Genomic DNA, 21,046 nt, shown 5'->3' with positions numbered 1-21,046 from the left:
TATGAAAAACCGCCCGGAGCTTAGCCCCGGGCGGTAACCTGATACAATTCAGGTTATTTCTGAAGAGTTATCTTACCATCATCATTCTATGAGTCTGACTTATGCCATCAGCGTTGAGGCGACAGAAGTACACACCGGGAGATACAGCAGTGCCGCTGAAGCTATTGCCGTCCCACAGTACCGAGTTTGATCCTCCGTTAAAACTCTGGTTATCGGCCAGAGTTCTTACAAGCTGTCCGGCAATGTTATAGATTGAGATCGTAACAGGACTGCTCTGCGCGAGATTGAAGCTGATATTCGTGCTGGCGCTGAAGGGGTTCGGGGTATTGCGAATCATGCCGGGTTCAACAGATCCCTCTGGTGAGTCATCAATTCCAACATTACTATACCAGTCGTACATGAGCCTGTAGTTGCTTGTAAAATTAGTATAGAGAATTGCCGAATAACCGCTTCCGTTCCAACCGGCGCATGGGCCCCAGTTTCCGGTGGCATTGAAATCGTTGATTCTTAAGGGTATAGTGAAATTGGTAGGATCACCAGCCGCTGCCCAGCAAAACATAACTGAATCTCCAGGATCCACATTGTAAGCGACTGTAAGAGCTCCGGTGGTTTTACGTGCTCGGATGGAACCTAACCTCTCATCTTTGCCGGTGCTGAATAAACTGCCGTATGCCCAGCTCACACCGCTGTTGGCGCTGTGGTAGTACCCGAAGTTGTCATTCGAGCCAAACTCGAATGTAACCGTTATCCAGCCTACCTGCGTGCCAGAATGATTGTAAGCGATATCAACATTCTCAAGATCATCCCAGCTACCAGAGCCCATTACCTCTTCTGAAGCGAGCCAGCTTGAAGCATTATCAGTACTTCTCTTGATTCTGATTTCCGGAACGTCACTTGTCGGGTCATAAATCAATGCTATTGATACATTACCGCCTGCACCTGCTGCTACTGCTGGACGGGGATTAGTAACTCTGGGATTGCCGTAAATATTCGCGTCGTCAACCCAACCGGCTCCGCCAATCGCGTTCCTTACAGCCCGAATACTTTGTATTGTTTCATCTACTACATAGGTTATATAAGCGTAAGCTCCGTTGCCTACATCTGCATCCATGTCAGCGTAATAAACATCAGAGGCCGCCTGCTCCCAGACTGCTGATGTTCCATTGGTTCTCACCCTTCTGGTCCAGAGAACATTGTCACCGGATTCGATCCAGACACCCATCATTACGACCCATGAATTTCCGCTGCCATCCTTGACTACACGGATCTTCGGAAAAGATATACTGCCATCAACATTGCTTCCGTAAATGAAGAAGCTCCAGGTTGCGCCGCCGTCCTGTGAGCGGTAGACTACAAGACTGTCGCCTGTGAAGTGATTGGTATCGAAAATGGCGTAGATGTCGCCGGTGATTTCATCGATATCAAAATCCTGGCCGGTACCAACGCGACCGGGATAGACTATAATGTCATTGTCCCAGTCGTAATCGGGCCATACAGAGGAACCTTCATATCCCCAGATAGTAGCTCTCTCAATGGGGGAAACGTATTCAAATGCTGAAGAGGGGTCGTTGATATCCGATAGGGTTGCAGGGTCAAGTGGTTCCGGTGGCGCAACGTAGTCTATTCCACCAGAATTCTCCGTCGAGAGTATTTCGAGATCTTCAGATGTACCTGCGAAGAGCAGGCTGAAAGAAAGCAAACAAAGTATCATGTATTTCATAGATATCCTTTCTTGAGTTCTGGATTTGAAACTTAATTACATTACAGTTCGAAGTTCATCCTCCCCTTTCTGAATTGAATCTATTTTATACACTACATAAAAGCAACAAACATGTCAATATATCCTACCATGATGGTATGAAATAATTTAGGCAATATTACATTATTGAATTGATTATGAATGTTCATGGGCGGAATAAGCTGCTTAATCCAAAACGGATATTTGAAACCAGGGGTTATCGACTGGAGCACAAAACAGGTGAAACGGCAGTAAGCGTTAGCAGGGAACTTGTATAATCCGTTCACAACAGACGTACTATGGACACCGCGGGTCAAGTAATGTAAGTTTTCGTGACCGTTTGAATATGTTCTGGAATTCCATGAAGGGATAACTATGGTTACTGCTACACTGAAAAACCGGTAATCGTATGAATTGTAATACACCTGTAATAAATCATCATCCCGGATGTTCGATTCTGCTTACTGCTGTTGTATCCTGCCTGCTGCTGGTCAGCGGAACAACCTCCGCAGCTGTTACCGGCACAATTGCTGGATTCGCCAGCAGTAATAATGGAGATATACTTGTAGGGGTAAGTGTAATGATAGAAGGCACACCTTACGGTTCAATGACTGACGCCAATGGTGAATATTACATTCCCCGCCTTTCTCCCGGAACATATTCAGTCACCGCAAGAATGGTTGGAATGGGATCCGTGACCAAAGAGGGTGTTGCCGTGGTTTCAGACCAGGTCACCCGGATTGATTTTATTCTTGAGGAATCCTCTTCTGGAGGCACCGTCATCCAGGTAACTGAGCAGAGGAACCTGATACTTGAAAACGTACCATCCACCATACATGTGATCGATCGCGAGGAGATAGAAACGATGCCTGTTGCCGGGGTGCTGGATATCGTACAGCGGCAACCGGGAATTACGGCACAGGGAGGGGAAATCCATATAAGGGGGGGGAGATCCGGTGAAGTAGCCTTCCTGCTTGATGGTGTTTCCATGCGTTCTCCCGTGACGAACGCATTTGTTTCCGGTATCCCGCTTTCCGCGCTTTCTGAGGCTTCAATAACTACTGGCGGACTCAGTGCCCGTTACGGTAACGCAATGTCCGGCGTGGTCAATATGGTAAGCAAAGAAGGCGGTTCCAGATACGAAGGTGAATTCCACGTCCGCCACGGTGACATGTCGGTGTTCGGTTACGAGAGCGAATCACGAAATTATTCTGAACCTTCCGAGAATGATAACTATCGAAGCGATTGCATTAACTGCGAACTTGCATTCGGAGGGCCTGAACCCATAACAAGTTACCTTCTTCCAGCTATCGGGATCGATCTGCCGGGTGAAGTCAGGTTCTTCGGCGCATGCGAATGGATGCGGAGCGGTTACGATCTTGAAGACAGCCGCGGCAACTGGGAGAACAACTGGCAGAATCTTATTAACGGAAGCGGTAAGCTAACCTGGAGACCCACAGGCGGAACAAAGATGTGGGTCAACGGCCACTATTACTACAGGCAGAACGGGTGGGATGAATGGACCTGGTCCCTCTACGATCATTCGGCATACATAAATGAGGAACCCTACCTGGCTCGTAATCCCGATTACGCAATTCCCATCAGATTCGAAGAGGATTATGGTTTTACGATCGGTCTTACTCAGATGCTCAGTGAAAGATCCTTCATGGATTTCATAGTCAGCTGGAACCGTTTCTGCCAATGGCAGCGAATCAGAGTTGAAGAGGGAGAATATCTCGGCGAGGGATTTTCTCCATCAGACTGGATATTCTTTACCGCTCTTGAGCCGAGAGTTGCCGATTCAACGGGATTTTACCATTCAGGTATCCATCCCGATGTCTGGCTTGAATCAAGCAATTATGTCACGACAGCAAAACTTGATTTTACGGGTAAGCTGAACTCGGTCATGGAATTGAATACAGGGCTGGGAGCGAGCTACTACGATCTTTACGATTACAGTGCGTACATTGAAAATTGGCTCACAACGTACGCCAGCCTCTGGAAAGCGTACCCGTATTCCGGAAGCGCGTACGCGGAATTGTCTTCCCGTTTTTCCGGGGGCCTTGTGCTTAATACTGGTCTCCGTTTCGATTATTTCGAACCTAACGCTGAAATACTTTCCCACGATGATTTCAAGCTTCATACCGTATCAGCGAAATACCATTTAAGCCCGCGGATAGGAATGACGAATCCAATATCGGACAGGGATGTATTCTTTTGCACGTACGGGCACTATTTCCAGATGCCCAATATGAACCAGATGTACTTTGGAACCGATTACAATGCATCTGAAACTGCCACTATCGTTGGAAACCCGGATCTTGATGCACAGCGAACCATAAGTTATGAGGCAGGTCTCAGACATCGTTTCACCAACCGTGCCTCAATGGCCGTATCAGGATTCTACAAGGATATTACAGGACTTGTCAGAACATCAAGTCACTACAGCGAGAGTTTCGGAAATTACTTCCAGTACAGCAACGATGAAAGTTTCGGTTCGGTTCGAGGGATGGAAATTAATTTTGTAAGACTTCCTGGAGATTACATTTCGGGAAGCATCAATTACACATACTCGATTGCGCAGGGGAAGTACTCATCGGCTACTTCCCAGTACGAATATTCTGCACAGGGTGATACCATCCCACCTTCGGAGGACAATTACCTTGACTGGGATCAGCGGCATGTTGCTTCCGCACACTTCAACTACGCGCTTCTCCGGGGAAGCGGACCCCGGGTTTACGGTATTTACCCTCTTGAGGGTATCGAGCTGGCCGTTGATTGTACCTACGGAAGCGGTTTTCCATACTCTCCGCCTTCGGGGGCATCTGATATTCCCAGAGTTAACACCGAACGCTACCCCTGGACTATGCAGACAGATGTAAAACTGTCACGCCGTATCTGGGTAACCCCCCTCGAATTCAGGGCCAGCATCACAATCTACAACATGTTCAACAGAAGCAACCTGGACAGGATATACGATGTAGCTTACTATCAGAGTACAGGAGAGCCAGGCGGTATTATGAATAATCCCGGAGCTTATTCACCTGCAAGGCATTTTCTGCTTAGTCTTGACATATACTTCTAAGTCATTTGAAGGAGTCATCAATGAAGTTCGTCTATATTCCCATTACAATACTGCTGATGGCAGCCCTCGGATGTCATGAGGTAACGGAATACCAGAGTAACGACCAATCATGTATTACATTCATCCGTTCCTCAGATTGGAAGGTGGAAAGAACCATGGGGGGGCTTGCTCAGGGGCGTACGATTATTCCCGACGGATTGAACAAACTTATTCTGCTCAGCTCCGATGGAACCTTATCCAGAATAGACTCAGAAGAAATGATGGTTGACACTTCCTACAGCATTGGAGGAAGCTCCGGAACAGGCTACAGTGAAGCGGCAATTGCAGATAATGGAAATCTTTACGTCATGGGTCCCGGGTCTCAACTCATAGAGGTTGATCTTACCAGCAATTCCGTCGAAGACCAGTTCACACCAGGGTCGAAACCCGAAGCGATCTGTGCATCTTCAACCCTGGGCAGACTTTACTTCATCGATACCGTAGAGGATTGTATAGGTGAGATATGGACCAGCAATAATCATACCGGATTTACCAGCAACACCAGTTATCCACTTGCCGATATAATGATTCAGCGGACGGGCGGACGTCATATAGTAGCGGTCTGCTCGAATAATGAAGGATCGATATACGGCATATGGTTGAACCTGTCAGAAACTGCAAGACTTTTGACAGTTAATACCGGAGCGCCCTGTTCCAATGTTATTCCAATAAACATGGATTCGGTCTACGTTGTGAGCTGTCCTGAGTGGACTGGTGATAATGGTTATATCTGTTTTGTTCAGGGGTATGTCGTGCCTGTTGATATCGTGAAAATAGATGTGGAAGGACATCCGATAGATATGTGCTTCAACAGTAATACAGGTCATGCTGGAAACCTTTACGTATTGAGCAAAACCAATTCGGGGAATACAGTGATAACAGTGTTTGAATTCCCGTTTCATTACATGGAACCAGAAGTGGCTTCCGTTATCAATATCGATGGATTCCCAAGAGATATTGCCGCACCCTCATACGGGGAGTATCTGATAGTTCTTACATCGGATTAGCGAGCCGTTTCCTCAGCTATCCATTCAATAGCGTATTCAAGCACGGGATCGTGCCCGGCAAGAAAATCCGCAGGTGTTGTCCGAACGTAAATATCGGGCAGTATCCCGTTTCCTTCTATTGATACGGTATCGGCGGTAAATACTCTGGCAAATGGGCAGGTAATGAGTGTATCCTCCCATAGAGGCCAGTATATCTGATCGAAAAACCCGGGAATGTTTCCACCGCCGCCCGTTGTATCTCCAATGATCGTTATGTGGGACATCTGATTCATTACCGACGCGAAAGCTTCCGCCGCTCCTATGTTCTGTTCCCCCGTAAGGAGTACGACTGGTTTATTGAAAGCCGTTGGTTGTGGCAGTAATTGATATGTGCGGAGCGGTGACAGGTCATCGTGTTCAGGACCTGTTCTGTGTTGCGTAAGGAACGCGGTTCTGTTCTGATCGGCGAAGACGCTCGCAATCTGTTTTGAGGGAACCAGAGACACGCCATCACTCATTCTTATATCGATTATCATACCGGGAGCATCGAGATGCTGTACCATTTCATCGTTGAAGTGTGTAAAAGTGAAGAAATAATCGAAGTACCCTATAGCGAAGTAGGGTATTGTATCGATAACGCAATGGCCCCACATGGCGCCCATTGAAGAATCCCATTGGAAATCCCACGGTTCCAGCAGTTCCATCAGTACCGAATCAACGTAGTTTACCTCAATTTCAGGTGAGTATATTGGAATAATTCCATGAGAACATCCATAGAGCCATGCGTTCTTATCCTCAAGCGTGCCCACCATCTCGGTTATAAGGGCCTGGGCTTCTTCGAATGAACTGGAGTTTCCCGCAAGCTGGCTGTATTTATCGTGAATGGCATCCCAGTCAACATCCGTTTCGTCGAACCCGACGTACCTCTGATCGTAAAGCTCCCATACCAAATCGATATATGATTGATAATCGTTGATCTCAGGATGGGTGGGAGGGTCGTCAATGCAGGAAGTGAGGGTTACAAATACTGCAATAACTGCGGGAATCAATCCACCTGCAATCCTGTATCCGCTTCTTTTCCGGTACATAATCCTCACAATTTGGATGAAGTTGCTGTGTTCTTATTGACAGCATGTACAATAGTGATTAAATGAACTTGAGACCAGTATACTGAGACCCATAATCCGCTTGATTAACTTCCTCAGGATTTTAACAGGATCAGGTCAATCTTGTTATTGTCGTTACTTGATGAGACTGCGGCAGAAAATAAGACAATAGAAGATGCTTATAAACAGTATCACCGATTGCGCGAAAATGCAGTATCTTATTTGTTATTCATTATCCTTTTCTACAGGAGGAGCAATTGTCTGATAGCTGTATTCAAGTATCGAATCTGGTGAAAACCTACAAAGACATCACTGCGGTGAATGACATCTCGTTCGAAGTGCAGAAGGGGGAAATCCTCGGAATACTGGGTCCCAATGGGTCAGGCAAGACAACCACGATGAAATCCATATTGGGACTTATCGAATTCGATTCGGGAGAGATCCATGTCAACGAAATGAGTATTCAGAAAGAAAGAAAGCGGATCATAGCGGATGTAGGTGCAATACTTGAAGGAGCGAGGAACATTTACTGGCATCTCTCCCCCCGGGAAAATCTTGCGTACTTTGCCGGGATAAGGGGGTTATCATTCAAAGCGGTAAAAGAACGTGCGGATTATCTCCTTGAAAACCTTGGTCTTATTGATGATGCAGACAAAGAGATTCGGGAGTTTTCTGCCGGAATGAAGCAGAAATCAGCAATGGCATGTGCGTTTATTCATGACCCTGCAATTCTTCTGCTGGATGAACCTACACTTGGTCTTGATGTGGAAATAAGCCGTACAATCAGGAACTGGCTCACCGAAGTAGTGAAAAATGAGAAGAAGACAATTCTTATAACATCCCATAATATGGATTTCGTTGAGTCCACCTGCAACAGAATTCTCATTATCAGAAATGGTGAGATAATCTCCCACGAGACTCTTGAGTCGCTGAAGGAAAAGTTTGCCAGGAAGTTCTTTAAACTTACGCTTGATATGGAACCATCGACATCATTACTCGATTCCCTTGATTCAATTGGTGATGTTTCCCGTGAGGGTAGCACTGTCAGGATTAGCCTCGAGAACGCGAATCAGATTTTTCCTCTGGTGGATGTACTGAAAAAAGCAGATGTGAACCTGAAGGATTTCAGAACGGAAGAGAACGACCTTGAAGAGATATTCCTGGAGGTCATCAGGGAGAAGACACAATGAAAATGATCAATCTCCTTACAGCAGAAGCGAAAATGATGTACTGGAGTCTCCGAAGGTATTTCTTCAACACGATAGCCATGCTTGTTGTGATGTTTCTTATCTTCATGGGATTGTTCTGGGGTGTTAAAGCCATAGGTGGCACAGGTATCAGCGGCGATTCACTTGACAGCATGCTGGTAGGTTACATACTGTGGGTAAGCGCCATGCTCGCTCTTCAGAATACTGGAACTGAAGTTCTGACCGAATCCCAGAGAGGAACCCTGGAGCAGCTATACCTTTCGCCTATGGGGGCTGAGAAGATATTTTTCGGAAGAGCTGTTGCGAACATCGTATTCAATTTCATCTTCATAACAGCGATGCTGTATCTTTCCATGTTCACAACTGGAAGGTGGATGAGCATTAACCTTCCATTCCTTTATGGAATGGTGCTTATATCGACCCTATCCCTTGTGGGGATCAGCTTCATGCTGGGGGGTATAAGCCTTATTCACAAGCGCATCGGAGCGGTTAACGGAATTCTCTCGTTCGGACTTATCGGATTGATGCTGCTGCCCACTTATCCCATCACTCCTTACGCTTTTCTTCCCTTTGTTGCCGGAGCGGCGGTAATAAGGAATAACGCTGTTTCGGGAGCCGCCTACCCATTATGGTGGTATCTCTTCATTGTCGGGAACAGTATAGTCTACCTCGCGCTGGGTCTGTCCATTTTCAAGGTTATTGAGAAAAAGGCCCGAAGTCTGAACAAGATGGGCCAGTACTGATTGGGGCGATGCTTATGAGCAAAACGAAACTTTTCAAAGCTACTGCCACTCCACTTGCCTCCATCTTCGGCAGCGGCTTTCTGGTTATTGTACCTATACTGGCGGGAGCTACCGGAAAATTCTCATTGTTCGCCATGATCGCCATTTGCGCACTCGCGTATTCCATAGGGTGGGTGATCAGGTTCAACATAGCCAACGCTGAACCTGTGCTTGATGCCCGAAAAGCCAGTAAAAGCACCTTCTATCTTGATAGCATCTCAGATATCGCGCTGGTACCCGCATATGTCATCTCCGTATGCCTTTATCTCCGGATACTAAGCTCCTTTCTCATGAACGGCCTTGGCCTGGTGACTCAGTTTAACGAAAGACTGGTGACCACCGGAATAATTCTTCTGATATGCATTGTAGGTTTTATTAAAGGGCTCGAAGTGCTTCAGAAGCTTGAAGACTGGGCCATCTGGGTAACTATGGCGATCATAGTTATTATGATTGTGGGTTTCGGACTGCATGACGTCTCTCTTTCTTCCGGACCCGGTATTGAACTTCCCTCATATCCTGGTCACAGCATACTGCATATGCTGGCTATACTTGGCGGTACGCTGATATGTGTTCAGGGTTTCGAAACATCTAGATATCTGGGAGAAGTGTACAGCACGGAAATGAGAATAAAATCCTGCAGACTTTCGCAGATAATCGCCGCTGCCGTCTATATCGTTTTCATTGCGGTTGCTATTCCGCTAATGCACTACCTTACCGGCCCCGTAAGAGATGATTCGCTCATAGTCCTTGCCGGGAAGGCTTCCATGCTGCTCCCCGTACCGCTTATCGCCGCTGCCGTTCTTAGCCAGTTCAGCGCAGCGGTTGCCGATACACTGGGTGGACAGGGCAACATGGTTGAGGCCACAAGGAAAAAAATAGGCCATAAAGCCGCCTATCTCATAATGGGCGGAGGTTCAATTGTCCTGGCCTGGAGTGCGAGTACTTTCCAGATAGTCGCCCTCGCTTCAAGGGCTTTTGCATTCTACTACATGCTTCAGTGCTTTGTTGCCGTTACCGTTTCAAAGAGCGTTATCAAGAAATTATGCATGATCTTTCTTGCTCTGATCCTGCTGGCAATAACCCTGTTCGCTGTTCCTGTGGGCTGATTCGGTTTTTCAGGAACAAAGTCAGTAACTCATCATTCAATGAGTCTGGTCGAGAAGGCTTACCCGGGAACACCGCATCGTGTACCTGGTTCGAAATGATCGTATCGATTTCCTTCAAGCTCGATTTCACTATCACCGATAGATATCAAACAAAGCCTCGGATCAATAACATTGGTTGAAGTAGTTCTATATGTCGACATACAAAATATCAGCATTTTTTAATGGTATTTACGATAACCATTGTCAGCTATATCTTAGTAATGAATATTTTACTTTGGAGGTAACAATGAGGTTTGATGAGGCAATCAATAATATATACCCGGCAACTGTTCTTAAGCGTATAGCCAGTGCTCATGTAGTTGATTATCGAAATCTAAAAGAGGATGAACTCCGGGATGCTCTGCTTGCTGTTAAGCCACAATACCTCCATGAAGAAACTGTCTCAGACAGTATTGAGAAAGCATTCTTCTCTTCTGATAACCTCTGTACAAGAGTCTTATCGAAGCTGATACTGATAGATATTCTAACTGAGCAGCTTGGTTTCGGAATACCATCCGATGAACTTGAAGAAAAAGTTGTCTCAATGGAACAGAACATAGTTGATAGATCCAATGAAGTAGAGCTTGCTGATCTAGCAGGAAGCAAGAACAGTGATATGTTTGAGAGTCTTGAATTGTATAATTTCGTGCTTGGTGTAGCCTGGGAACATAGAAATACTAAATCTCCGGATGAAGCCAATCTCCTTAGAAGACTGAGAACCAGATTAGGAATTACTAAAGGGCAACACCGCATACTTGAAGCGAAGCTTGGAAAGTATCCTAAAGCGAATAATGAGCTTCATAGCCGATCTGAAATAAGAGATTCTAGGAACATTCTGCAAAAACTGGGGCTTTTGTTCCAGATAAGAAACGACCGAGGGTGCTATTTTGATCTAATTCCTGAAGAGCTTGCAGAGGTTATGAAGAAACTCTTCAAGAAGGAAATGAGGCGTGATGGTTATACAATCATGATCGCATATAAAGCTTTCAGAACAAAGGCTGTTCTTCAGAGTATTCTAAAATCTGAAAACGCTGATTTCAGCCCATATGATAACCTTTCACAGCTCAAGGGTAAAATCTTAGAAAGGGTTTCTCCATGCAGAACTCTTAACTTCTTCAATAAGGATGAATTACATAATTGGTGTGCTGAGATCGGACTCACAGTAGGGGGGTCAAAGGAACAGCAGATCACCCGAATTATTGAATATTATGATTCAATGCAGATTAGGAATGTTGAAGACATTGAAGATGAGAGAAAAATCTGGTATGATGTTTATACTGCTCTAGCCTATAGAGATAGACAGCATTTAAGAGCTGAGAGTGTTATCGATAAAGATATTGAAATTGAATCAAAGTTTGAAAAGGCAACAGATTATCTATTCGAGAAATATCTCAACCATTCACCCTTAAACCAACCTGGAACAAACAAACCCGATGGGCTATTGAGCTTTAAAGATATGTATATCATGTGGGATAACAAAAGCAAGGAAACTCCTGGTGAAGTTGATTTGAGTTTTCACTTAAAGCAGTTTCACTCGTACATGGAAAATGCTAATGCTAATAAGCATGTACCCATATTTCTGGTTATTGCTCCAGCGTTTACTGATACATCTGAGGCAGTTGCAATAAGATATGCTTCTAAGAATATTGGACGTAACATTGTTCTAATAGCAGCGCAGGAATTAAGGGAACTTGCAGAGGAATGGGCAAGCGATAACAACAAAAATCGAGAGGATCCATTCCCCCTTGGATTACTTGCCCGACCAGGAAGGTTCAAAAGAGAAGCATTGGGAAAGCTATATTAGGATAGTGTAACTTCACATCCATTATTCGAACCTTACAATAAACCAATACTTATTCCCATGTTCTCAGCTCCTGGACAGTTATTCCGTTATCCTGCACAAGGGCAGACCTGTTCTTTGGGAAACCTGACCAGGTTATAATGGTCTGTTCATCAATTGATACTCTCCATATTCTCTGAAAATCACCGTCTATTACGATGTACACCATTCTTTCAAGAGGATCGAATACCATGGATGCTTTTGTGCACCATACAGGGTCTCTATTAACAGCGGCTTCGAGTGTTCCGATCGCTTCTGACAGATCGAATGAGCTGTAGTTCTCCTCAATATACGCAAGGGCTCTCCTGTACCTTTCATCTCCCACTCCGACGATTTCCTCCAGCGAAGTATTTGCAAAATCCGCGATCTTGAAATTCGTCATTACAATCCAGTTCCCATTGATTCTTGTGATAAAATTTTCTCCATTTTCCGCCTCAGCAATAAGTGCGTTTCCCGACGGGTCCGCGATCAGAGCATGCAGTGTCAAATCGTACAGGTTAATAAGCTCCACCGAATCGATGATACATTCCACCTCATCAACTAACGCGCATTCATCGATGGCAGTGTTGAAAAGCTGATAGAGAAAGAGTTCCCCCTCTGACTGTTGAGCTGAGCCTTCGATCATGGGACATTGATACTGAAGGGATGAGAAGAGACCGCGTTCGTTCATGCCGACAGTCGGAATCCAGATCATCATGTCGTTATCATAGAATTCCATTGTAAATACTCTGAAGTCATCAATATCGGAAACAGAGAACCTGATATCGGACTCAGGCGGATAATCGAAATTCATTCCGTACCATACTTTATCAGCGTATACCGAGTACCCGGTGCAGCCGATGGATATTGAAACAAGCAGAAAAACTAAGAAAGCAGATACTCGCATGATTATCCTCTTTTCATTACAGAGTGCGCCGAGTGATTGAGGAACTAAATCCTCATTTTTGAAATATATTATATCTGAAGATCAAGAAAATTAGCAAATGCAATTTTTGCTTTCTATTATGGAGGAAAAAACATGGAAACAATCAGTTATAAAGGAATTACGCAGATATTTCTGCTTTCATTTTTACTTATCGGAGTGTTTTCTACAGCTGGATTTGCTGATGCAGTTCCCGAGAATTCTACTGCGGTATTCGATCCTCACATGTTTAGCGATATGTTTGTTGAAATATCGGAACTGGTGGGTCCCAGCGTTGTGACCATCACATCGCAGACCACTGTAATCACAAGGGTGCCCTCATTCCCCGGTTTCTCCAGTCCGTTCATGACGGAACCCTGGGAAGATTTTTTTCAGATGCCACAGGAACAGGAATATACCATGACAGGTATTGGCAGTGGCGTAATCCTTTCAAACGATGGGATGATTCTTACAAATCATCATGTTGTTGGTGAGGCGGACGAATTTGAAGTGGTCCTGCAGAGCGGAGAAAGATATTCCGGAGAACTCGTGGGAACCGATCCTGAAACTGACCTCGCGGTTATCAGGATCGATGCAACCGACCTGCCTGTAGTAACAATTGGTGACAGCGATGAATTGAAGGTTGGGCAGTGGGTACTTGCCATAGGATCACCCTTTGCTCTGAGTCAAACGGTAACACAGGGAATAGTAAGTTTCATTGGAAGATCCGATGTCGGTCTTGCCGCATACGAAGATTACATTCAGACAGATGCCGCCATAAATCCCGGTAACAGCGGAGGAGCCCTTGTTGACCTGGATGGAAGACTCGTTGGTATCAACACAGCAATCGCCACGAGAACCGGCAATTATCAGGGAATTGGATTTGCCATACCCGTTAATGTCGCTGTAGATGTTATGGAAGATCTGATTACACATGGATACGTGAGAAGGGGTTGGCTTGGCGTTACGATACAGGAACTCACTCCAGGCCTTACCGAGCATTTCGGATTGCGTGAGAGTGATGGCGGAATTCTGGTATCACAGGTTCTAAGCGATACACCGGCGAGCGCCAGCGGTATTCGCAGGGGGGATGTAATACTGACTATCGATGGTAAAGGCTTTCGGACGGTAACCGAGTTCCGGAATATGGTTGCGGAAGCTGATCCGGGCAGCCAAATCGAGGTCGGGATTTTCCGGGATGGAAGAAATGTATCCATTCAGGCAGTACTCGGCGAAAGGGCCGTCGATGAGACGGTTGTATCATCCACATCTTCAACCTCATCAGATTTCGGGTGGGCTCTTGAAGAGCTGGATAGAGAAACCGCTGAAGCCCTTGGTGATCCTTCTCTTAGAGGCGTTCTTGTAGTTGATGTCAGACAGTCCGGCAGGGCCAGCAGCGTGGGTATTGTTCCCGGAGATGTCATTCTGGAGGTTGACGGTTTTAAAGTTACTACACCGGAGGAAGTAGGTAGACTGATCTCATCTGCTGACGATGTGCTGCTTCTAATCTGGCGACAGGGACATTCTGTTTACTTCATGCTGTAATCCGGATAGTCCTTGGTTCTTTTTGAAATATGCGGAAGAATAGTACATGTACTTCAGATTTGTACCGGATTTATATAAACTCCACGCAGTATCAGAAAAGAGATTTTACGAAAGCCCAGGAACTGCTCTTTAGATCAAGGGTTGTCTCATCCGTTATTTCAACATCGTCAAAGGAAACATCCATTGAAGCGGAACCGCCGGTATTGGAATCGTATCCGAATAAAGCGAAGACCCCCGGATCCTGATAAGAATTATCTGTAACTGTAAGATTCCATACAACAGGCTCATCTCCGGCATTACCTGTCCAGTATTTCCCGCCGATAAGATTTCCGTTCATCTCAAGCCTTAGCCAGTACTCCTGTCCATACGAAAAAGAAACAGGCATCACACCAAGTAACTGCCCCTGTGCAATTCCTTCTATTTTTATGATAACCAGATATTTATCAGTTTCATCGATTATTATAAGCAGGCCGTATCCTTGAACCATGGTAAAGTTTCCTCGCCCGACTATTCCGAACATTTCCCCTTCGTTTGCCATCAAATTCACTCTGCACGAGTAATCCGACACACTCATGCCCCCCACAATGTCGCTTATCCAGGAATCGGCCCAGACCGTATCCGGAGCTGTGTGGGTAAAGCAGTATCGTCCAGCCTCTACCGTGTACGAGGCTCCGGTGGGAAATTCGAACCATCCGTCTGCATTGCCATCGTTGAAATCGTCACTTACAAGTACCGTTGAAAACGATGCTGCGCTGATAACAATTAAAGATAAAATCGCAGTTTTCATGATTTCTCCTATCCAGAAATATTTTAACATCCTTCAAAATTTATTAAACACCCAATTAGTAAATATGGGATCAATTTGAGCATGTCAATCTTAAGAACTGTAAAAATTGGTAGATTATGGTACCTGTTAATTCAGCAGCTCGTTGATGATCTCAATGAAGATATCGACTCCTTCTGCAATCAGTTCGTCTGGGAAATCGTACTGTGGGCTGTGAAGCGCTGGAGTGCCGGTGCCAGCACCTATTCCGAAAAGAGCTCCCGGATATTTCATTGTGAAATGACTGAAGTCCTCGGACCACGGGAATGAGGCAACTGGTCGAACTATTTTCAGGCCAAGATTGCCGGCTGCTGTTCTTATTGCATTAACTGCTTCTTCAGAATTATTCGTGACCGGGAATTCATTCGTCCAGCTGATTCTGCATTCCAGCTTATGAGTTTTAGCGATAGCATCAGCTATCTCTTCAGCCCTTTCTGATATTGTATCCATCGTCTCGGTACTGCGGGCTCTGAGTGTAGCCATTACGCAGCCTTCAGAAGGAGATGTTCCGAAGGCTCTCTCGCCCACCCGGGCATGTATGACAGTGGCCATTGCTGGATCATCCGAGGAAACCGGAGTTTGTGAGAGGTTCGTGAAAGCCTCGATTAACTGCGCAACTGCAAGTGCTGGATTTCTTCCCATGTGGGGTTCAGACGCGTGGGAGGGAACTCCAGTAAGTTCTACAACGATGCCTCTGGATGCCGAAGCGAAAACCCCGTTCTTCAGAATGATACTTCCCAATGGGAAACCGGGAAGATTGTGAAGAGCAAAAGCGAAATCGGGTTCTATATCAACAAATTTGCTATCGGTGATTACTCTAAGGGCACCTTCACCGGTTTCTTCCGCAGGCTGGAAAAGCAGAACAATTGAACCCCTGGCAGGATGGTTTTCATGGAGCCGGGCAGCAACTCCCATCATAATCGTCATGTGACCGTCGTGGCCGCATTTATGGGATACTCCATCGGTAATGGAGTTGTGAGGAATATCCATAATTTCATTTATTGGAAGAGCATCCATGTCGCATCTCAGGAGGATTCTCGGCCCCTGTTCCGATCCTGTAAACTCAGCGGCTATGCCATTACCTCCCAGGCTCGTTATAAGCCTGTTCGGTTCGTATCCCGTGATATGATTCAGTATAGTGGTTGAGGTGGAATTCTCCATACCTGAAAGCTCAGGATTCCTGTGCAGTAAATGCCTTAATTCGATTAGCCCAGCATCAATATTGCCGATTCTTTCTGCCCTTCAATTCACAGTATGAATGTTCTGTTACTGGTTCTTCAGGATTCTCTTCCAGGTATCTCTCAGTGAGATTGTTCTGTTGAAGATCATGTTTTCTTCGGTTGAATCTTCATCCTTGCAGAAATAGCCCTTTCTCTCAAATTGGACCGGTTCGCCGATTTCCAGATCCGCTGCTGATGGTTCGATTCGGCATTGGTTCAGTATTTTCAGAGACTCATCATTTATTGTATCAATGAAGTTGTCGGACGCAAGGGGGTTCTCAACATTGAACAATCTGTCGTAAAGCCGGATTTCCGCTGCTACTGCATATTCCGCTGAGACCCAGTGAATCGTGCCCTTTACTTTTCTTCCGTCCGGGGCGTTGCCTCCCCTGGTATCCGGATCGTATGTGCAGATCAGCTCTTTTACATTGCCCTCGCCGTCTTTCACAACGTCAACGCATGTAATTAAATAAGCGTACCTGAGGCGGACTTCCCTTCCGGGGGCCAACCGCCGGAATTTCTTATGGGGTTCTTCCTGAAAATCATCCCTCTCTATGTAGATCTCCCTTGAAAACGGAACCATCCTGGTTCCAGCAGACTCATCTTCGGGATTATTTATGAATTCCAGCTCCTCATGTTTGCCGATCGGGTAGTTTTCAATGATAACCTTCAGGGGATCAAGAACCCCCATAAATCTATGAGCTCTTCTGTTAAGATCGTCCCTTATGCAGTATTCCAGCAGTGCCATGTCAACCGTGCTGTCCCTCTTTGCGATGCCGATCCTGTCTGTGAAATCTCTGATCGCCTCGGGGGTATAACCACGCCTTCTGAGGCCGGAAAGGGTCGGCATTCTCGGATCATCCCAGCCTGATACAAGACCATTTTCAACAAGCATGGCCAGCTTGCGCTTGCTCATGATTGTGTAAGTGAGATTCAACCTTGCGAATTCGATTTGCTGAGGATGAAAGATATCCAGCTGGTCGAGGAACCAGTCGTAAAGCGGGCGATGGTCCTCGAATTCGATTGAACAGCAGGAATGGGTTATTCTCTCAATAGAATCCTCGAGACAGTGAGCGTAATCGTACATGGGATAGATACACCATTTATCGCCGGTTCTGTGATGGCTTTTCCGCAGTATGCGATAGATGGCGGGATCCCGCATGTTCATATTCGGAGAAGTCATATCTATTTTTGCGCGAAGGGTCCTGGCGCCATCTGGAAACTTACCCGCTTTCATTTCTCTGAAGAGATCGAGGTTCTCCTGCACAGATCTGTTTCTCCAGGGGCTGTTTCTACCAGGTTCTGTCAGGGTACCTCTGTAAACGCGGACTTCCTCTGCTGAAAGATCGCATACGTAGGCAACGCCCTTTTCTATCAGCTGTTCAGCGTATTCGTACATATTGTTGAAGTAATCTGAAGCGTAATAAAGTCTGTCTTCCCAGTCGAAACCCAGCCATCTGATATCCTTAATTATTGATTCGACGTATTCAACGTCTTCCTTAACAGGATTTGTATCATCAAAACGAAGATTGTAAAGGCCATTGTATTCCTCCGCGATGCCGAAATCAATGCAAATGGCCTTTGCGTGTCCTATGTGAAGATAGCCGTTTGGCTCAGGTGGGAATCTGGTATGTATCCTGCCATCGTGCTTTCCATCCCTGATGTCCCTCTCAACGATCTCCCTGATAAAATCGATGCCTTTTTCCTTGTCTTCGGCTATCATGGTACTCCCTGATTAAAATGGAATTCATTTCCCGCGCGGATATCATAATAAAGGAGAAACAATTCAGCAGTATGCTGGAATCCATTTTCCCGTACGATGATCCAAGAGTACAGTTCATCTTGACATAGTATTAAGTTATTAGTAGTATTCATACGCAATGATATCATTCTGCAGAAGGGAGCAGATTGAATGACTAGATTATCCCGATCCGGGAATAAGGCGGTAACAAACGCCGAAGTTGTAGATAGAAAATACAGGAAGGAACTCAGCGCAGGTATGACTTCACTGGCTCTTCTGAGTATTCTGAATAATGCGGATGAGCCAATGTATGGATACCAGATAGCAAAATCGATGGAAGAGGACGAGAAGCAGACAGTTCCACTTATAAAGCACGGAGCCCTTTATCCTGTTCTGAGATCTTTAGAGGGTAACGGTCTTCTTGCAAGCAGGGTGGAGCCATCCGTCTCAGGACCGCCGCGGCGCTATTATAGAATTACAAATGAAGGCCGGGAAGCACTCAGGCGATGGGTGGGAATCTGGAAGAGAACCGGCAGGTTGATTGACAGGATACTGGGAGGTGTCCCCAATGATTAAGCTGATTGAAGATTACCTGAATGCTTTCAGAGAAGAACTGAAAGGAAGCGACAGAGCAACCATACAGGACGCATTGTCCGATGCGGAGGATCACCTGAGTACAGCTCTTGATACAGAACTGTCCGAGCATCCTGAGGAAACTAAGGAAGAAGCAGCAAAGAGTATCATTTTCAGGTACGGTGAGCCTGTGGAAGTGGCGGAACACTATCGTAATGTGGAAAAATTTACTACTCCCGCTCTTTCTTCTGCGAAACGAACCGGACAGGGATTGTCCGCATTCATTGGTGTAATTGCTGATCCCTCAGCCTGGGCCTCGTTGCTGTATATGATCCTTTCACTGGCTACAGGTATAATTTACTTCACATGGGCTGTTACAGGTATTTCCCTTTCCGCAGGACTGTTGATACTCATCGTAGGTGTTCCACTTGCCTGGTTGTTCTTTCTTTCTTTCAGGGGTCTTGCGTTCGTTGAGGGCAGAATAGTTGAAGCGCTTCTTGGCGTTAGAATGCCCAGGAGAGCGGTATTTGTAAGAAAGGGCAAAGGATGGTGGGGAAGTGTTAAGGGAATATTTTCAGCGGGAAGTACATGGTCTTCGCTTATTTATCTGATACTTATGCTGCCGCTGGGCGTGTTGTACTTCAGTGTATTCATCACTCTTATATCAGTATCGTTTGCACTGATCACCGATCCCATATTCGAGCTTATTCTGAAAGTACCCGTATTCGATTTTCCAGAAGTCTGGTGGACTCCCGTCTGGCTTATGCCCTTTATTGTTCTGGCTGGAGTTGTGCTTTTTCTTTTAACGTTGCGCCTTGCGAAAATTGCGGGAAAACTTCAAGGCAGGCTTGCTAGAACCATGCTGGTAAGCGGATAAGAGAGAAAAGGGGTCAAATCTTTACTCTTGACATTATCTTGATACTAAATGAAAGACGTCAAACATGGAACTAAAACTTTTAATGAAATACAATAATGATAAGAGTGAAATGTCAAGAGTAAAGATTTGACCCCACTTGTCCTAAACTGCCCGAATCATCCTTCCGGCTTGAATCCCCTTATGCAGAAAAAGTGAGAGCCGTTGATGCCACCATAGTAGGTTTTGTTTTCCAGTTGATTCAGAATTATCGGTTCGTACTTCTCCTGCTTCTCCTCACTGTTTTTTTTGTACCTGTAATAGGTGGACAGTGAACCGCCTCCGGCGAGGAAACATTCTTTGTATTCCTTCCAGAGCAGCTTCCTTGTGCCCTCATCTTTATCCTTGATATGTTCAGGCATTTTCTCAATACTGTACTTCTGTACTTCCGTCTCGTACGGTGGATGGATGAAACGGGGGGAATCATTGTATAGAGCATCGATATTCATCAGCCCCTGGTCAGCCATCATTTTAGGAACTCTTGTACCTATTCCCCAATCCCCCCTTCCGAGTTTTTTTCTCCCTTCAGCCCAGATCAGCTGCATCTTGAATTGCTCAAGTTTCTCCTTGATAGAAGGTGAGTGTACCGAATTCGATACAACGCTGAGCGACGAGGATATGTTGTCCGGTTCCATGCACATGATAACGCCGCCGGGTTTTGTTATCCTGATCATTTCGTTCATAGCGTCTTCGGGAAACTCGAGGTGCATCAGCAGCGTCTGGCACATTACCCAGTCAGCGCATTCATCGGGCAGGGGGATGTTGTATGTAGAGCCATTCGCGAAAAACGCCCTGCCGCCCTCTGACCATACAAAAGAAGTTTCCTTTGCCTCCCGGAGGAGTTTGATAGAGCAATCAACACCGATGTAAGTACTGCCAGCGCCGAAGTGCGGCCAGAAGGTCCAGCCCAGATAGCCGAGTCCGCATCCGATATCAACCGCAGTTATTCCGCTTTTTAGGTTAAGCCATGAGGCTATTCTTTCAATGGTGCTTTCGCGCCAGAGGTATTTCCTTTGATCGACAATATGCTTCTTCAGATCCTTTTCGGACCAGTCTCTTCTGTTCTTATCTGTCATCTGATTCGTGATCGGTCGGAAGTCCTGGCCAGCCGAACCTGTCCAGGTTTACAATTCCCCTGGTGTTGAAGATAATCCCCTCGCTCTCCAGCATTTGTCTCTGTGCAGAGCACGTTTCTCCACTGCTTCTGACGCTTATACTTCCTCTGCTGTTAATGACTCTGTGCCAGGGGGTATCACTTCCAGGAGGAACAGAGGACATCGCGTAGCCCACGTTTCTCGCGGAGCATCTTCCAGCTATCCCCGCTATTTGCCCATAGGTAGCGACGCTACCAGGGGGAATCATGCTCACTGTCGAGTAGATTCTTTCGTACATAGATTCCTT

General features: G+C 45.9%; 17 protein-coding genes and 1 pseudogene. 10 read left to right on the top strand and 8 right to left on the bottom strand.

What is annotated here, in order from left to right:
* Positions 1-67: 67 nt before the first annotated feature.
* Positions 68-1,720, bottom strand: a complete 1,653-nt coding sequence (locus tag K8S15_08040; protein MCD4775987.1) for a T9SS type A sorting domain-containing protein — start codon at positions 1,718-1,720, stop codon at positions 68-70.
* 427 nt (positions 1,721-2,147) lie between these two features.
* Between K8S15_08040 and K8S15_08035 the strand changes: the two genes are divergently transcribed.
* Both K8S15_08035 and K8S15_08030 read left to right on the top strand, forming a co-directional pair.
* A complete protein-coding gene (locus K8S15_08035) occupies positions 2,148-4,823 on the top strand; it encodes a TonB-dependent receptor (GenBank protein MCD4775986.1) in 2,676 nt (891 codons plus the stop codon).
* Between the two features lie 20 nt (positions 4,824-4,843).
* Positions 4,844-5,869, top strand: a complete 1,026-nt coding sequence (locus tag K8S15_08030) for a hypothetical protein (protein ID MCD4775985.1) — start codon at positions 4,844-4,846, stop codon at positions 5,867-5,869.
* Here the strand turns inward: K8S15_08030 and K8S15_08025 are convergent.
* Complete coding sequence (locus K8S15_08025) at positions 5,866-6,936, bottom strand: hypothetical protein (protein ID MCD4775984.1); 1,071 nt, start codon at positions 6,934-6,936, stop codon at positions 5,866-5,868. The genes K8S15_08030 and K8S15_08025 overlap by 4 nt on opposite strands.
* 275 nt (positions 6,937-7,211) lie before the next feature.
* Between K8S15_08025 and K8S15_08020 the strand changes: the two genes are divergently transcribed.
* The 5 genes and pseudogenes from K8S15_08020 (at position 7,212) to K8S15_08000 (ending at position 11,893) form a co-directional block, all read left to right on the top strand.
* Positions 7,212-8,144: an ABC transporter ATP-binding protein gene (locus K8S15_08020; GenBank protein ID MCD4775983.1), complete on the top strand. Its 933-nt coding sequence runs from the start codon at positions 7,212-7,214 to the stop codon at positions 8,142-8,144.
* The gene (locus K8S15_08015) at positions 8,141-8,905 is read left to right on the top strand and encodes an ABC transporter permease (GenBank protein ID MCD4775982.1); all 765 of its coding nucleotides are present in this window, start codon (positions 8,141-8,143) and stop codon (positions 8,903-8,905) included. The genes K8S15_08020 and K8S15_08015 overlap by 4 nt, the downstream gene beginning before the upstream one ends.
* Before the next feature lie 14 nt (positions 8,906-8,919).
* The gene (locus K8S15_08010) at positions 8,920-10,050 is read left to right on the top strand and encodes a hypothetical protein (GenBank protein ID MCD4775981.1); all 1,131 of its coding nucleotides are present in this window, start codon (positions 8,920-8,922) and stop codon (positions 10,048-10,050) included.
* A 46-nt stretch (positions 10,051-10,096) separates the two neighbouring features.
* A pseudogene (locus tag K8S15_08005) lies at positions 10,097-10,192 on the top strand (type II toxin-antitoxin system YoeB family toxin).
* 144 nt (positions 10,193-10,336) lie between these two features.
* Entirely contained in the window at positions 10,337-11,893 is a 1,557-nt protein-coding gene (locus tag K8S15_08000) for a hypothetical protein (protein ID MCD4775980.1), read from the top strand.
* A 49-nt stretch (positions 11,894-11,942) separates the two neighbouring features.
* Here K8S15_08000 and K8S15_07995 read toward each other — a convergent pair whose 3' ends face one another.
* Entirely contained in the window at positions 11,943-12,815 is an 873-nt protein-coding gene (locus tag K8S15_07995; protein ID MCD4775979.1) for a linear amide C-N hydrolase, read from the bottom strand.
* Positions 12,816-12,947: 132 nt separating this feature from the next.
* Between K8S15_07995 and K8S15_07990 the strand changes: the two genes are divergently transcribed.
* Positions 12,948-14,375, top strand: coding sequence for a Do family serine endopeptidase (locus tag K8S15_07990; GenBank protein MCD4775978.1), 1,428 nt, complete (start codon positions 12,948-12,950; stop codon positions 14,373-14,375).
* Between the two features lie 91 nt (positions 14,376-14,466).
* Here K8S15_07990 and K8S15_07985 read toward each other — a convergent pair whose 3' ends face one another.
* From K8S15_07985 to K8S15_07975, 3 genes are all read right to left on the bottom strand, one after another.
* The gene (locus K8S15_07985; protein ID MCD4775977.1) at positions 14,467-15,162 is read right to left on the bottom strand and encodes a hypothetical protein; all 696 of its coding nucleotides are present in this window, start codon (positions 15,160-15,162) and stop codon (positions 14,467-14,469) included.
* Positions 15,163-15,288: 126 nt separating this feature from the next.
* The gene (locus tag K8S15_07980; protein ID MCD4775976.1) at positions 15,289-16,428 is read right to left on the bottom strand and encodes an amidohydrolase; all 1,140 of its coding nucleotides are present in this window, start codon (positions 16,426-16,428) and stop codon (positions 15,289-15,291) included.
* Positions 16,429-16,464: 36 nt separating this feature from the next.
* Positions 16,465-18,141, bottom strand: coding sequence for a glutamine--tRNA ligase/YqeY domain fusion protein (locus K8S15_07975; protein ID MCD4775975.1), 1,677 nt, complete (start codon positions 18,139-18,141; stop codon positions 16,465-16,467).
* Positions 18,142-18,330: 189 nt separating this feature from the next.
* Between K8S15_07975 and K8S15_07970 the strand changes: the two genes are divergently transcribed.
* Positions 18,331-18,735, top strand: a complete 405-nt coding sequence (locus K8S15_07970) for a PadR family transcriptional regulator (GenBank protein MCD4775974.1) — start codon at positions 18,331-18,333, stop codon at positions 18,733-18,735.
* Entirely contained in the window at positions 18,728-19,609 is an 882-nt protein-coding gene (locus K8S15_07965; GenBank protein MCD4775973.1) for a sensor domain-containing protein, read from the top strand. Before K8S15_07970 ends, K8S15_07965 begins: the two co-directional genes overlap by 8 nt.
* A gap of 155 nt (positions 19,610-19,764) precedes the next feature.
* Here the strand turns inward: K8S15_07965 and K8S15_07960 are convergent, their stop codons facing one another.
* Positions 19,765-20,721 (bottom strand): methyltransferase domain-containing protein, encoded by a 957-nt coding sequence (locus K8S15_07960; GenBank protein ID MCD4775972.1) that lies wholly within the window; start codon positions 20,719-20,721, stop codon positions 19,765-19,767.
* Entirely contained in the window at positions 20,711-21,037 is a 327-nt protein-coding gene (locus tag K8S15_07955; protein ID MCD4775971.1) for an MGMT family protein, read from the bottom strand. The genes K8S15_07960 and K8S15_07955 overlap by 11 nt, the downstream gene beginning before the upstream one ends.
* Between the last annotated feature and the right edge of the window lie 9 nt (positions 21,038-21,046).

This window comes from Candidatus Aegiribacteria sp., assembly GCA_021108005.1.
Lineage (GTDB): Bacteria > Fermentibacterota > Fermentibacteria > Fermentibacterales > JCC-6 > Aegiribacteria.
This window is presented reverse-complemented; position numbering and strand designations above follow the sequence as displayed.

Bases quoted from the DNA above. Each gene is read 5' to 3' on its own strand.
- K8S15_08040 (MCD4775987.1), bottom strand. From the start codon at position 1,720: ATGAAATACATGATACTTTGTTTGCTTTCTTTCAGCCTGCTCTTCGCA.
- K8S15_08035 (MCD4775986.1), top strand. From the start codon at position 2,148: ATGAATTGTAATACACCTGTAATAAATCATCATCCCGGATGTTCGATT.
- K8S15_08030 (MCD4775985.1), top strand. From the start codon at position 4,844: ATGAAGTTCGTCTATATTCCCATTACAATACTGCTGATGGCAGCCCTC.
- K8S15_08025 (MCD4775984.1), bottom strand. From the start codon at position 6,936: ATGTACCGGAAAAGAAGCGGATACAGGATTGCAGGTGGATTGATTCCC.
- K8S15_08015 (MCD4775982.1), top strand. From the start codon at position 8,141: ATGAAAATGATCAATCTCCTTACAGCAGAAGCGAAAATGATGTACTGG.
- K8S15_08010 (MCD4775981.1), top strand. From the start codon at position 8,920: ATGAGCAAAACGAAACTTTTCAAAGCTACTGCCACTCCACTTGCCTCC.
- K8S15_08000 (MCD4775980.1), top strand. From the start codon at position 10,337: ATGAGGTTTGATGAGGCAATCAATAATATATACCCGGCAACTGTTCTT.
- K8S15_07995 (MCD4775979.1), bottom strand. From the start codon at position 12,815: ATGCGAGTATCTGCTTTCTTAGTTTTTCTGCTTGTTTCAATATCCATC.
- K8S15_07990 (MCD4775978.1), top strand. From the start codon at position 12,948: ATGGAAACAATCAGTTATAAAGGAATTACGCAGATATTTCTGCTTTCA.
- K8S15_07985 (MCD4775977.1), bottom strand. From the start codon at position 15,162: ATGAAAACTGCGATTTTATCTTTAATTGTTATCAGCGCAGCATCGTTT.
- K8S15_07975 (MCD4775975.1), bottom strand. From the start codon at position 18,141: ATGATAGCCGAAGACAAGGAAAAAGGCATCGATTTTATCAGGGAGATC.
- K8S15_07970 (MCD4775974.1), top strand. From the start codon at position 18,331: ATGACTAGATTATCCCGATCCGGGAATAAGGCGGTAACAAACGCCGAA.
- K8S15_07965 (MCD4775973.1), top strand. From the start codon at position 18,728: ATGATTAAGCTGATTGAAGATTACCTGAATGCTTTCAGAGAAGAACTG.
- K8S15_07960 (MCD4775972.1), bottom strand. From the start codon at position 20,721: ATGACAGATAAGAACAGAAGAGACTGGTCCGAAAAGGATCTGAAGAAG.
- K8S15_07955 (MCD4775971.1), bottom strand. From the start codon at position 21,037: ATGTACGAAAGAATCTACTCGACAGTGAGCATGATTCCCCCTGGTAGC.